The organism is Labrenzia sp. ATLA3, assembly GCF_057180185.1.
The window spans coordinates 568,899-582,047 of the sequence record NZ_JBXUKV010000003.1 but is presented as its reverse complement, the minus strand read 5'-3'; the positions used below and the strand labels follow the sequence as shown (position 1 = coordinate 582,047).

At 58.1% G+C, this 13,149-nt stretch carries 14 protein-coding genes; 8 read left to right on the top strand and 6 right to left on the bottom strand.

Features of this window, described 5'->3' with window-relative positions:
• Positions 1-239: 239 nt before the first annotated feature.
• The 3 genes from fabA (at position 240) to fabI (ending at position 2,932) form a co-directional block, all read left to right on the top strand.
• Positions 240-746, top strand: a complete 507-nt coding sequence (gene fabA / locus AC2A6O_RS10675; protein ID WP_148583322.1) for a 3-hydroxyacyl-[acyl-carrier-protein] dehydratase FabA — start codon at positions 240-242, stop codon at positions 744-746.
• A gap of 139 nt (positions 747-885) precedes the next feature.
• Positions 886-2,109 carry a beta-ketoacyl-ACP synthase I gene (gene fabB / locus AC2A6O_RS10670; protein WP_498926858.1) on the top strand — a complete coding sequence of 408 codons (1,224 nt, stop codon included), beginning with the start codon at positions 886-888 and terminating at the stop codon, positions 2,107-2,109.
• Positions 2,110-2,119: 10 nt separating this feature from the next.
• A complete protein-coding gene (fabI, locus tag AC2A6O_RS10665) occupies positions 2,120-2,932 on the top strand; it encodes an enoyl-ACP reductase FabI (RefSeq protein ID WP_498926856.1) in 813 nt (270 codons plus the stop codon).
• Between the two features lie 124 nt (positions 2,933-3,056).
• On the opposite strand, the gene AC2A6O_RS10660 is transcribed toward fabI, so the two are convergent.
• Positions 3,057-3,554, bottom strand: a complete 498-nt coding sequence (locus AC2A6O_RS10660; protein ID WP_148583325.1) for an SH3 domain-containing protein — start codon at positions 3,552-3,554, stop codon at positions 3,057-3,059.
• Positions 3,555-3,842: 288 nt separating this feature from the next.
• Between AC2A6O_RS10660 and AC2A6O_RS10655 the strand changes: the two genes are divergently transcribed.
• Together AC2A6O_RS10655 and AC2A6O_RS10650 are read left to right on the top strand one after the other, a co-directional pair.
• Complete coding sequence (locus tag AC2A6O_RS10655) at positions 3,843-4,829, top strand: 2-hydroxyacid dehydrogenase (RefSeq protein WP_148583326.1); 987 nt, start codon at positions 3,843-3,845, stop codon at positions 4,827-4,829.
• A 21-nt stretch (positions 4,830-4,850) separates the two neighbouring features.
• Positions 4,851-5,741, top strand: coding sequence for an aminoglycoside phosphotransferase family protein (locus AC2A6O_RS10650; protein WP_498926853.1), 891 nt, complete (start codon positions 4,851-4,853; stop codon positions 5,739-5,741).
• A gap of 45 nt (positions 5,742-5,786) precedes the next feature.
• On the opposite strand, the gene dnaQ is transcribed toward AC2A6O_RS10650, so the two are convergent.
• The 5 genes from dnaQ to AC2A6O_RS10625 form a co-directional block, all read right to left on the bottom strand.
• Positions 5,787-6,500, bottom strand: a complete 714-nt coding sequence (gene dnaQ, locus AC2A6O_RS10645; protein WP_498926851.1) for a DNA polymerase III subunit epsilon — start codon at positions 6,498-6,500, stop codon at positions 5,787-5,789.
• Between the two features lie 283 nt (positions 6,501-6,783).
• Complete coding sequence (gene coaE, locus AC2A6O_RS10640; RefSeq protein ID WP_498926849.1) at positions 6,784-7,371, bottom strand: dephospho-CoA kinase; 588 nt, start codon at positions 7,369-7,371, stop codon at positions 6,784-6,786.
• Positions 7,368-8,216 (bottom strand): shikimate dehydrogenase, encoded by an 849-nt coding sequence (locus AC2A6O_RS10635; protein WP_498926847.1) that lies wholly within the window; start codon positions 8,214-8,216, stop codon positions 7,368-7,370. The genes coaE and AC2A6O_RS10635 overlap by 4 nt, the downstream gene beginning before the upstream one ends.
• Positions 8,213-8,812, bottom strand: a complete 600-nt coding sequence (locus AC2A6O_RS10630) for a Maf-like protein (RefSeq protein ID WP_148583330.1) — start codon at positions 8,810-8,812, stop codon at positions 8,213-8,215. The genes AC2A6O_RS10635 and AC2A6O_RS10630 overlap by 4 nt, the downstream gene beginning before the upstream one ends.
• A gap of 11 nt (positions 8,813-8,823) precedes the next feature.
• Positions 8,824-9,684: a pyruvate, water dikinase regulatory protein gene (locus tag AC2A6O_RS10625; RefSeq protein ID WP_498926845.1), complete on the bottom strand. Its 861-nt coding sequence runs from the start codon at positions 9,682-9,684 to the stop codon at positions 8,824-8,826.
• 424 nt (positions 9,685-10,108) lie between these two features.
• On the opposite strand from AC2A6O_RS10625, the gene hemE reads away from it, so the two are divergent.
• The 3 genes from hemE (at position 10,109) to rho (ending at position 13,136) form a co-directional block, all read left to right on the top strand.
• Positions 10,109-11,137, top strand: coding sequence for a uroporphyrinogen decarboxylase (gene hemE / locus AC2A6O_RS10620; RefSeq protein ID WP_498926843.1), 1,029 nt, complete (start codon positions 10,109-10,111; stop codon positions 11,135-11,137).
• Between the two features lie 4 nt (positions 11,138-11,141).
• Complete coding sequence (hemJ, locus tag AC2A6O_RS10615; protein WP_148583332.1) at positions 11,142-11,570, top strand: protoporphyrinogen oxidase HemJ; 429 nt, start codon at positions 11,142-11,144, stop codon at positions 11,568-11,570.
• Between the two features lie 300 nt (positions 11,571-11,870).
• Positions 11,871-13,136: a transcription termination factor Rho gene (gene rho, locus AC2A6O_RS10610; protein WP_148583333.1), complete on the top strand. Its 1,266-nt coding sequence runs from the start codon at positions 11,871-11,873 to the stop codon at positions 13,134-13,136.
• Positions 13,137-13,149 lie beyond the last annotated feature (13 nt).

Here is a 13,149-nt window from a genome sequence, read left to right as displayed (position 1 = left end):
CCGAAGGTTACCGGAGGCGCAGCCCATATGGCAGCGGACAAGCGACCCGGTGCCGGATGCACACAATAGGACAAATACGCACAATACTTGGCGAAACGCCCCTAAAAACCGGACCACTTCGAGCAAGTGACATCTTTCGGTGATTGTTCCCCTGTGTTAGGAAGGCGCCTCAAACGAACCGAAAACAAACTGAACCTGCCTCGGGTTTACCCGGGCTAGAGACAAAACACGGATTCCGAATGACCGATCGCCGCTCCAGCTACGATTATGAAGCACTTCTCGCCTGCGGCCGCGGCGAGCTGTTTGGCCAGGGCAATGCCCAACTGCCTCTTCCCCCGATGCTGATGTTCGACCGGATCACGGAACTTTCTGAAACCGGTGGCGAATTCGACAAGGGGTTCGCGCGGGCCGAATTCGACATCAAGCCGGACCTGTGGTTCTTCCCGTGTCACTTCCAGGGAAATCCGGTCATGCCGGGCTGCCTTGGCCTCGACGCCCTGTGGCAGCTTACAGGTTTCTTCCTCGGCTGGCTGGGTCTTGAAGGCAAGGGCATGGCCCTGTCGACCGGCGAAGTGAAATTCAAGGGTATGGTCACCCCGGACGTGAAGCTGGTCGAATACGGTGTCGACTTCAAGCGGATCATGAAGGGCCGCCTGGTTCTCGGCATCGCCGACGGCTGGCTGAAAGCAGACGGTGAACAGATCTACAAGGCGACCGATTTGCGCGTCGGCCTGGCAAAGACCTGACACCCGTTCGCAGGATCAATTCATGGCACCGGCGCTTCTTTTTCATTGGGAGCGCCGGTTTGCATATTATGTATGTGCGTGCAGGCTCTCGACACACCCCGTGAGAGCTGCGGTGCAGTCAAGACAATAGGAGACCGCAATGAGACGCGTTGTCGTCACCGGCATGGGTATCGTGTCGTCCATCGGAGCAAACACCGAAGAAGTGCTGTCCAGCCTTCGAGAAGGCAAGTCCGGCATCAGCTTTGCTCCGGATTATGCGGAACACGGCTTCAGAAGCCAGGTACACGGCATGCCGAATGTCGATATCGCTTCGCTCATCGACAAGCGCCAGCTGCGCTTCATGGGCGACGGTGCCGCCTACAACTATATTTCCATGCAGCAGGCCATTGCCGACAGCGGTCTGGAAGAAACCGATGTCTCCAATCCGCGCACCGGCCTGATCATGGGCTCCGGTGGTCCGTCCACCAAGAACCTGTTCCAGGCACATCAGATCGTCCTGGAAAAAGGTTCGCCCAAGCGTATGGGCCCGTTCATGGTGACCCGCGGCATGAGTTCCACCAACTCTGCGTGCCTGGCGACGCCGTTCAAGATCAAGGGCATCAACTATTCGATCACGTCCGCCTGCTCCACCTCCGCGCATTGCATCGGGGCAGCCACCGAACAGATCCAGTTCGGCAAGCAGGACGTGATGTTTGCCGGTGGCGGCGAAGAACTCGACTGGACGCTGTCCTGTCTGTTCGACGCCATGGGCGCCATGTCTTCCAAATACAACGACACGCCTGAGACCGCATCGCGGGCCTATGACGTGACCCGCGACGGCTTCGTGATTGCTGGCGGCGGCGGTGTGGTGGTTCTGGAAGAACTGGAACATGCCAAGGCACGTGGCGCGAAGATCTATGCCGAAGTCACCGGCTACGCCGCCAATTCCGACGGCTACGACATGGTTGCACCTTCCGGCGAAGGCGGCGAGCGCTGCATGCGCCTTGCCACGGCGACCCTGGGCGACCGCAAGGTCGACTACATCAACACCCATGGCACCTCGACCCCCGTTGGCGATATCGGCGAAATCGAAGCGATCCGCCGTGTCTTCGGCGAAAACCAGCCGCCGGCATCCTCGACCAAATCGCTTACCGGCCACAGCCTGGGCGCAACCGGCGTTCAGGAAGCCATCTACTGCCTGCTGATGCTGCAGAACGACTTCATGACCGCGTCTGCCAACATCAACGAGCTGGACCCGGCCCTGAAGCCGGAAGAGATCGTGACCGAGCGGGTGGACAACGCCGGCCTCGACACGGTTCTGTCCAACAGCTTCGGCTTCGGCGGCACCAATGCGTCGCTTGCGCTGTCGCGCTATCACGGCTGAGGAGTTTCGAATGTCTGATCTGATGAAGGGCAAACGCGGCCTGATCATGGGCGTTGCGAACGACCACTCCATTGCCTGGGGCATTGCCAAGACGCTTGCCGATCACGGTGCCGAACTTGCCTTCACCTATCAGGGCGAGGCCTTTGGCCGTCGCACCAAGCCGTTGGCGGATTCAGTCGGTTCCAAGATTCTGTTGCCATGCGATGTGGAAGACATTGCGTCGGTCGACAGCGTGTTTGACGCGCTCAAGGAAGAGTGGGGCAGCATCGACTTTCTGGTGCATGCCGTCGCCTTTTCCGACAAGAGCGAACTGCGCGGCAAATATGCCGACACCACGCGGGAGAATTTCTCCCGCACCATGGTGATCTCCTGCTTCTCCTTCACCGAGATTGCCAAGCGGGCCGCTGCGCTGATGACCAACGGCGGCTCCATGGTGACGCTGACCTATGGCGGTTCCACCAAGGTGATGCCGAACTACAACGTGATGGGCGTTGCCAAGGCTGCACTGGAATCTTCCGTGCGTTATCTGGCTGTGGATTACGGTGAGCAGAACATCCGTGTGAACGCGATCTCCGCCGGTCCGGTCCGGACACTGGCAGGATCCGGCGTTTCCGACGCCCGCCTGATGTTCAACTTCCAGAAACGCAATTCTCCGCTCTGCCGGACTGTCTCTCTGGAAGAAATCGGCGGCACCGGTCTCTATCTCCTGTCGGACTTGTCCGGCGGCGTGACCGGCGAAGTGCACTTTGTCGACAGCGGCTACAACATCATGTCAATGCCCCGTCTGGAAGAGCTCAAGGTTCAGGAAGTCAAGGCCGACTGAGGCCTTTCCAACGATCCGAACAAGGAAAAGGCGGCCGATTGGCCGCCTTTTTTTGTTTCAGAAATTCCGGTCCGTTTTCCCCAGGATGGGGGGTGGAAACCCAGGCAATCGAGTGAGAAGGACGTCAGTCCCCGATCAGCTCATCCGGGTAAACGCCGAAGAGGCGGGTCTGATCGAGCCAACCGTCGTAGTTCTCGCCGTTGACCCGGCACCAGCCGCCGGCACATTCGGAAATCGTGGTCAGCACGAAGGGATCCAGTTCGGCCACGATGTCAGCGTCGGAACGGGAGCGGGAGCGCAGGGGTGTGCGGTCGCTTTTTTCCCACGGGGTGACGAGGGCGGTGCGGCGGCTGGACAGCAGCGAGCGGAACACCCAGCCCTGCTTGCCTTCCCAGTCCCGAATGCGGCGCCAGTTCTCGAATTCACCGATGATTTCCACCGGCAGACCGGATTGCACGAAGGTCCACGCGATATCATGTTCGCGTGAAGGCCCTATGCGCACATTGACCCGGTCGGATTTCAGACTGACAAATCTTGGAACGGGGAGTCCGCTTGCGCCGGTGGTCGTGCCCTGGGCCTGCGGCGCAACCGAAGTTGCGAGCAGACCGCACAGCAATGTCATTACGCTAAGTAGAATCCGGGTAGCCTGGAACGAGCGAGCCATATTGTCCGGTTGTCCAATTGTCATTGATGTTTGATTTGAGGCAAATCTCTACAGAAAAATTCGCGCGAAAACCAGCTTGGTCGTTTTGGCCGGTTGCTGATCCGCGCCGATTGAAAGCCATCCCTTGTTTCTGCTGGACCATCTGGTAAGGAAAAGGGGTGGTCTCATCCGCTCGCGCAACGCGCAGCGTCAAAGTGGTACCGTTGAGGTTAACAAGTTCTCAACGAAGCGCGAAAGGCAATTGGTATGGCGAAAAAGAAGCCTGTCGTTGTGGTGACCCGGAAGCTTCCGGACGTAGTCGAAACGCGGATGCGCGAGCTTTTCGAGACGCGTCTCAATGATAATGACAGGCCTTTCAGCCAGGCAGAACTGGTGGAAGCGGTGAGAACCGCCGATGTTCTGGTGCCAACTGTTACGGACCGGATCGACTCCTCTGTGCTTTCGCAGGCAGGTGAGAACCTGAAGCTGATCGCCAACTTCGGCAATGGCGTCGACAACATCGACGTCGTCAGCGCCAACAACCGGGGAATCAACGTCACCAACACCCCCGGCGTACTGACCGAAGACACCGCCGACATGACCATGGCGCTGATTCTGGCGGTGCCGCGTCGACTTGCCACAGGCATCAAGGCGCTGGAAGCCGGCGACTGGGTCGGCTGGTCGCCGACATGGATGCTCGGACACCGGATCTGGGGCAAACGGCTGGGTGTGGTCGGCATGGGCCGCATCGGCCAGGCCGTCGCGCGCCGGGCCAAGGCCTTCGGCATGTCGATCCACTATCATAACCGCCGCCGCGTTGCCGAAAGCGTCGAGGAAGAGCTTGAGGCAACCTATTGGGAAAGCCTTGACCAGATGCTGGCGCGTATGGATGTGGTTTCCATTCACTGCCCCCATACGCCGGGAACGTTCCACCTTCTGTCTGCCCGCCGCCTGAAGCTTCTGAAAAAGGACGCTTATGTGGTCAACACCGCCCGCGGTGAAGTGATCGATGAAAACGCTCTTATCCGGATGCTGGAAAGTGGTGATCTGGCCGGTGCCGGTCTGGATGTGTTCGAACACGAACCAGCGGTCAATCCGAAGCTGGCCAAACTGGAAAACGTTCTGTTGCTGCCGCATATGGGGTCGGCGACGATCGAAGGCCGCGTCGAGATGGGCGAGAAGGTCATCATCAACATCAAGACCTTCATGGACGGTCACCGTCCGCCGGACCGTGTGCTGCCGTCGATGCTTTGATACCTGTACGGAGTTCGGGGCTTGGCTGATCGTTTCGTCGGTGCCGCCATACCGGTGCCGGCCAGCCTCGAGTGGCTGAAGGCGAGCGAAGCCGGCAGAAGCTGGCTCGACAAGCTGCCGGCACTCCTGGAGGCTGCGCACGAACAATTCGAACTGACAGACATCGGACATCCATTTTCTGGCGGCAATGTGTCTCTGGTTGTTCCGGCAAAGCGCGGCGACGAGGACGTTGTCCTCAAACTGCAATATCCCGATCCCGAATGCCGCCATGAGGCAGAGGCGCTCCGACGGTGGAGCGGCAAAGGGGCTGTCCGGCTGTTGAAACACGCACCGGACCTTGATGCACTGCTTCTGGAACGTTGCCGGCCGGGACGGTTTCTGGCCGACGCTACGGAAGCCGACACTCTGGGAGTTGTAGCCCATCTTCTGCGCCTCCTGACGATCCCTGCCGATGAGCCGTTTACCCGCCTGAGCGATGAAGCCACACGCTGGCGCAATGCTCTCGATCACGACTGGAAAGCTGCGGGAAAACCTTGTGAGAGGTCCCTTGTCGATGCTGCCATCACGGCCTTGCGGGACCTGTGCCTGACAGAGACGGCAACCGTTCTGCTTCACCAGGATTTGCATGGGCACAACATTCTGTCTGCTGGAAGCGACACCTGGCTTGCCATAGATCCCAAGCCGCTTGTCGGCGATCCCGCCTTCGCGCTGAGCCCGATTGTCAGAAGCTTTGAATTCGGCCACTCAAAAACCGCGGCGCGTCGCCGTCTCGATCGATTGTCGGAAGAGCTGGAGCTTGATCGCGAACGGGCAAGGCTCTGGACCATCGGCCAGACCATGGCCTGGGCCTTCGGCAGCAGCTATTCCGACCGTCACTTCGATACGGTGCGCTGGTTGCTGTCAGAGCACTAGGCACTCGCTCCGCTGCGCTGAACGGCGGCTACGGACGCCAGAGCCTCAACCGTTGTATTTCGACCAGATCGCGCTGTCGCCCATGCCTTCGATGAAGGCCTTGTGGGCTTCCAGTTCGCTGTCCTGTAGCAGGCGCTGCAAAGGGGTCGGGCGTTGACGGGCGTGAAAGGTGCCCAGTTCACCGGGTTCGAAGGTGGCGCTTCCGGAAGAGGCTTCTTCTTCTTCCGTTATCAGGCCAAGAGCCGTCTGACGGCCGCCGATCAGTTCCAGATAGACTTCGGCGAGGATTTCCGCATCGAGTAGCGCGCCGTGCTTGATACGTTTGGAATTGTCGATGCCATAGCGCGAGCACAGCGCATCCAGCGAATTTGGTCCCGACGGGTGCTTGCGCCGGGCAAGATCCAGCGTGTCGAGCACCTGGCTGTTCGAAATCGTGCGCCGTCCGGCCCGCTCCAGCTCCATGTTGATGAAGCCCATGTCAAAGGCCGCGTTGTGGATAACCAGCGTGGCATCGCCAACGAATTCCAGAAACTCGTCGGCAACATGCTCGAAAAGGGGTTTATCGGACAAGAACTCAGCCGACAGACCATGAACCCGGAAGGCTTCTTCCGGCATGTCCCGCTGCGGGTTGATATAGACGTGATAGGAATTGCCCGTTGCGATGTGGTTGATCAGCTCCACACCGCCGATTTCCACCAGCCGGTCCCCCCCGCGCGGGTTCAGGCCTGTTGTTTCCGTATCGAACGAGATCTCGCGCATTTTTCCGCCTTTGGTCCTACGGATTCACTGTGCAGCTTGCCGGGTGAGTGGCAAGGGTTGCGCGTGGTTTTCCCCGGTGTTCTGAGGTTTTGTCGTTCCGGGCGTTCGACGCCGATACCCAAGCGCCTGTTCCGTCCAACAGCTCAACCTGAGAAGCTGCGTTAGCGGTGTCTCGAAGGGCGGGCCGCTCGCTCAAGAGTATGCCGCCCATCCTTCGAAACGGGCCCTACAGGCCCTCCTCAGGATGAGGGGCAATTTTGGAGTAAGTCCGCTGAAACAGACGTCACCCTGCCGCGGCCAATGCCTTCAGGATCGCACGGACCTGGCGTTTTGCCGGGTCCATACCCTTGCCCGTGTCGACCAGGAAATGGGCGCGGCGGCGTTTTTCAGCATCCGGCATCTGCTTGGCGAGGATTGCCTCGAACCGGTCTTCACTCATGCCGGGCCGGGCCAGGACGCGGTCCCGCTGAATGTTAGCATCTGCCGTTACGACAACAACGGCATCGACACGGGTTTCGCCGCCGGTTTCGAACAACAGGGGAATATCCAGCATGACGATGCGCCGATGGTCCGCCCTCGCGCGTCGTAAAAAGAGCTGCTCTTCCTCGCGCACCAGGGGGTGAATAATGGCTTCAAGTTTTTTCATGGCGTCGGGCTTGCCCAGCACATGTGGAGAAAGCCGCGTACGGTCGACCTTGCCGTCCGTCACCGTTCCGGGAAAGGCAGCCTCTATCAGCGGGGCGGCCCGGCCCGAATAGAGCGCGTGGACCGTCGCGTCAGCGTCGTGAACGGGAACACCTTCGGTGGCAAACATTTTCGCCGTCGTTGATTTGCCCATGCCGATGGAACCGGTGAGGCCGATACGGATCACGCGGATACTCCGAGGTCTTCAAGAATCAGATTTCGAAGCGTGTCATCGACTTCCGGGCGCACGCCGAACCAGCGTTCGAAAGCCGGAACAGCCTGGTGCAGCAACATGCCGAGACCATCCACAGTCTGGTTGCCCCGTTGCTTTGCCCTGCGCAAAAGGTCGGTTTCCAGTGGTGCGTAGACCGCGTCGGTGACAAGCGCGTTTTTCGGAAGCGGTGACAGATCGATTTCCAGGGGCGCCTTGCCGGTCATGCCGAGCGAGGTGGTGTTGACCAGAAGCTCGCCTTGTTCAAGCACTGTCCCCAGTTTATCCCATCCATGAGCAATCGTTCCGGAGCCAAACATATCGGCAATAGCTTTCGCCTTTTCGAATGTCCGGTTGACGATATGCACTGTTGTGAATTTACGGGAGAGCAATGCCCACACCACGGCGCGCGCAGCGCCGCCTGCGCCCAGGACCACGGCCGATTCACGTGAAACGTCCCAGCCGGGGGCAAGCTGATCGAGATTGCCGAGAAAGCCGAGTCCATCCGTGTTGGCGCCGCACAGGCGGCCGTTCCCATCCAGCCAGATCGTGTTGGCGGCACCCATGGAGGTCGCCGCATCGTCCAGCCAGCCACAGGCAGCCGCCGCAACCTCCTTGTTGGGAACAGTGACATTGGCGCCGGCGAGACCGGTTGCGGCAAAATTCCGGTAGAAGTCCGCGGCGGTTTCGGGCGGAACATCGACACGGCCGTATTCCCCTTCGATGCCGTGTTTCTTCAACCAGTAGCCATGGACCAGCGGAGAGCGTGAATGCGTGACGGGATGACCGGTAATGGCTGCTTTTTTCAAACGTTCGCTCATGTTTCGATCACCTTCTGGTGGCGCAGTTCCTCCAGAAGGGGCAGAAGCGGCAGGCCGAGAATGGTGAAATAGTCGCCGTCAATCTTCTCAAAAAGCTGCACGCCGAGATTTTCCAGCTGATAGGCGCCAACGCTTGAGAGCACTTCCTGACCGGCGGCCGCCAGATAATGGCCAATGAAGGCGGGGCTGAGGTCGCGCATCGTCAGGCGGGCCGTGGAAACATGGCGCCAGATTGCTTCGCCGTTTTGCGACAGCACGACAGCGGAATGCAATTCGTGTGTCTTGCCGGAAAAAGCGAGCAATTGCCGGCGGGCAGCTTCCATATCGTCTGGTTTGGTGCGTCGTTCTCCCTCGAACGCCAGGATCTGGTCGGCACCGATGACAAGATCGCCCGAACGGCGGCCGCTGACATCGTTCGCCTTGGCTTCCGCAAGAACGCTTGCCAGATCTTCCGGAGGAAACCCGGTTTCCAGGAGCGGGGCCTCTACCGCGCGCTCATCGACGTCGGCCGGGTCAATTTCGAAGACGAGCCCTGCATTTTTCAGAAGGTCAGCGCGGATCCTGCTTCCGCTAGCCAAGACAAGTGCCATTTCCATCCCCTTTTTGGTTATCCGGCGCGGCCGGTTTCCGGTGCGCCTTCCTGCCCTGATTTATGTTCCTTGAAAAGGGTCAGGATTTCCGCAGCCGTTTCCTCTATCGAACGGCGTGTGACATCGATCAGCGGCCACTCGTTTTCGGTACAAAGCCTGCGGGTCATGTTGATCTCCTGAGAGATTTCCTTCCGGTCGACATACGTGTCGTTATAGCCATCCGAATTCAATGATAGCACCCGATTGCGCCGGATCTGCTGGATGCGTTCGGCGGAGGCAATCAATCCGATGATCATCGGCTTTTTGAGTTTCTTCACATGCTCCGGCAGCGGGATGCCTGGCACCAGAGGTACATTGGCGGCCTTGATGCCCCGGTTGGCGAGATAGATGCAGGTCGGCGTCTTCGATGTTCGCGAAATTCCGATCAGGACGATATCGGCGGATTCCAGATCGTCCCAGATCTGACCGTCATCATGCATCATGGTGTAGTTGAGCGCTTCCATCCGGCGGAAATATTCCGCATCCAGTTCGTGCTGCCCGCCAACCCGCCGGGTTTGCGTGACATTGAGATAGGATTGGAAAACCGCGAAAACCGGGTCCAGAATATTGATGAACGGCACACCCAGTTCGCGGCACTTCAGTTCCAGCCGGTCGGCGATTTCAACATCGACCAGAGTATAGAGTACGATGCCGGGCGCTTTCTCGATTTCGGAAATGACCCGGTCGAGCTGTTTTTGCGAGCGTACCAGCGGATAAACGTGCTCGATTTCCTGCACATTCTCGTACTGAACCGTTGCCGCGCGGGCCACGGTCATCAGCGTTTCGCCGGTGGAGTCGGACACGAGATGAAGGTGGAAGTAGTGTCTCGACTTATTCACGTTGTCATCCCCAGGGCTGTTGATGATTTGGGTAAGATGTCTGCTACCCCGTGCCTAGCACGAACTTTATGCCCGCTCAGCCGAATTTATTAACAAAGCTTAAACGAGCGGAAACTGATGCCGAAACGGTTGTGCATGGATGTGGATTCACAATGGCGCTGTGACATATCGACAGATTGTCCACTGACGCCCAAATTCTTAACGAAACGTAAACAAGCCGACAAGTGATTGTAATTCAATTCGTAATCCTGTTATCGACTCCTGGGGAGGAAATCTGCTTAACAAGTTGCGGATTTTTTCCCGCCGAGAAAATCGGGCTGATGGATTGTGGATAGAAAATGATCCCGGTAATCCACGCTCAAATAGAAAAAACAGATTCAAAATAAGAATCTTTATTGGTTTGAAATGTGGGAAAGGCCACCTCATGAAATCCCAAGACAGGTCCGTGATGCGGGTACTCTCCGGAGAGAAGCTCTGGCCACCCCCCGTCTGGATGATGCGTCAGGCCGGACGCTATCTTCCCGAATATCGCGAAGTGCGTTCAAAAGCAGCGAACTTCCTGGAGTTCTGTTATACGCCCGACCTTGCAACGGAAGTCACTCTCCAGCCGATCCGCCGGTATGGTTTTGATGCAAGCATTCTGTTCTCCGACATTTTCGTCGTGCCTGACGCCATCGGATATCCGGTTCGTTTTGAAGAAGGACGTGGTCCGGTTCTGGAACCTCTGTCTTCCGATCTCGTAGATCGCCTGGAACAGGAACGAGCCGAGGATCATCTTAAACCGGTCATAGAGACGGTTTCCCGACTGCGAGCGGAACTGCCACAGGAAACAACCCTGTTGGGCTTCTGCGGCGCTCCCTGGACCGTTGCCTGCTATTCTGTTGCCGGTCACACCACGCAGGATCAGATTGCCGCCCGAGTGGGGGCCTATCGCGATCCCGATCTGATGCAGCGGTTCATCGATCACCTCGTCACCGCTTCAATCCGCTATCTCATCCGTCAGCTCGAGGCAGGTGCGGACGCGGTCCAGATTTTCGATACCTGGGCCGGGGTTCTGGATGAAGCCGGGTTCAAGCGCTGGTCGATCGAACCGACCCGCCGGATTGTCGAAGGTGTCCGGGCCGTGCGGCCGGATGCGAAGATCATCGGTTTTCCAAAAGCATCATCCGCACGGATGCAGGCCTTTGTGGACGGAACGGGTGTGGATGCGGTCGGTTTCGACTGGACGGCTCCCGATCAGGTGGCGCTCGACATTCAGAAGAAGGTTCCGATCCAGGGCAATCTCGACCCGATGCGGCTGGTTGCCGGCGGCAAGGCGCTGGAAGAGGGCGTTGCGCATATCCTCAAGACGTTCGACAAGGGGCCATTGATCTTCAACCTCGGCCATGGTGTGACCCCGGATGCAGATCCGGACAATGTTGCCCGCATGGTCGAGCTGGTCAGGAAGGGATAAGCGCATGGATCTCTTTCTCTGGATCAAGGCGCTCCACGTCATTTCGATCATCGCCTGGATGGCGGGAATGCTCTACCTGCCGCGGCTGTTCGTTTATCATGCCGCAACGGAAGTCGGTTCGGAACAGTCCGAGACTTTCAAGATCATGGAACGACGGTTGCTCAAGGCAATCATCAACCCGGCGATGATCGCCTCATGGGTTTTCGGGCTGTGGCTCGCCTGGGAACTTCAGGCCTGGCACGATGGTTGGTTCCACGCAAAGTTCACATTGGTTCTGATCATGTCCGGCGTTCACGGTCATCTCGCCAGCTGTGTGAAGAAATTCGCCAGGGACGAGAACAAAAGGTCGCAGCGTTACTACAGGATACTGAACGAAGTTCCGACCGTGCTGATGATCGGAATCGTCATATTCGTCATCGTCAAACCGTTTTAAGCGCCAGAAAACAAACAGCGAAGACGGCCGCAGAACTGCGGCTGTCATTTTCATCTTTCCAATTCCAAATGCGGCGCTAAGAAACTGGCAGAAATCCGGGCTTGCGCTTTATTCCAAATCAACGTATCTTTCGCGCATCTTCATACGGCGCTGTGTTCGTTTTCAGTCGCTCCGCGATCGCCGTACAATCTGGACACATCTAAAAGTCTTTCAGATATCTTCTGGCCGACCCATCCATCCGGCGCAGAACGACCCTTCCAAACCTGAATCCATCACAACGAAAAAAAAGACCCCTACTCGATGCGGGAAATGAAACTCAAAGACCTAAAACTAAGAACACCGACAGAGCTGCTCCAAACTGCCGAGGAGCTTGAAGTCGAGAACGCCAGCACCATGCGCAAGCAGGAGCTGATGTTTGCCATCCTGAAGAACCTAGCTGCTCAGGATGTGGAGATTATCGGCGAAGGTGTCGTTGAAGTCCTGCAGGACGGCTTCGGCTTTCTTCGTTCTCCAGATGCGAACTATCTGCCGGGCCCGGACGATATCTACGTCTCGCCCTCGCAGATCCGCCGCTTTTCGCTGCGGACAGGGGACACCGTTGAAGGCCAGATCCGCAGCCCGAAAGAGGGTGAACGGTATTTTGCTCTTCTCAAGGTCAACACAATCAATTTCGAGGATCCGGACAAGGCCCGGCACAAGGTTCACTTTGACAACCTGACGCCGCTTTATCCGGATGAACGGTTCCGGATGGAGATCGAAGATCCGACCATCAAGGATCTTTCCTCCCGGGTTATCGACCTGGTGGCGCCTCTCGGCAAAGGCCAGCGTGCGCTGATCACCGCGCCGCCGCGCACCGGTAAAACGGTTTTCCTGCAAAACATCGCAAAATCCATCACCACCAATCATCCGGAATGTTATCTGATCGTTCTCCTGATCGATGAACGTCCGGAAGAAGTGACCGACATGCAGCGGACGGTCGACGGCGAAGTGGTTTCCTCCACGTTCGACGAGCCGGCTGCGCGCCACGTCCAGGTTGCCGAAATGGTGATCGAGAAGGCCAAGCGCCTGACCGAGCATGGCCGCGACGTTGTCATCCTGCTCGACTCCATCACCCGTCTCGGGCGTGCGTACAACACCGTTGTGCCGTCGTCGGGCAAGGTGCTTACCGGTGGTGTCGATGCCAACGCCCTGCAGCGGCCGAAGCGCTTCTTCGGTGCCGCCCGTAACATCGAAGAGGGCGGGTCGCTGACCATCATAGCAACCGCGCTGATCGATACCGGCAGCCGCATGGACGAAGTCATCTTCGAAGAGTTCAAGGGGACGGGTAACTCCGAAATCATCCTCGACCGCAAGATTTCCGACAAGCGTGTTTACCCGGCCATCGATATCCAGCGGTCCGGTACACGTAAGGAAGAGCTTCTGGTTCCGGCCGAACGTCTCAAGAAGACGTTTGTGCTGCGCCGGATCCTCAATCCGATGGGAACTGTCGATGCGATCGAGTTCCTGCTCGACAAGCTCAAGCAGACAAAGTCGAACGACGATTTCTTCGACAGCATGAACACTTGATCCGACCCTTATC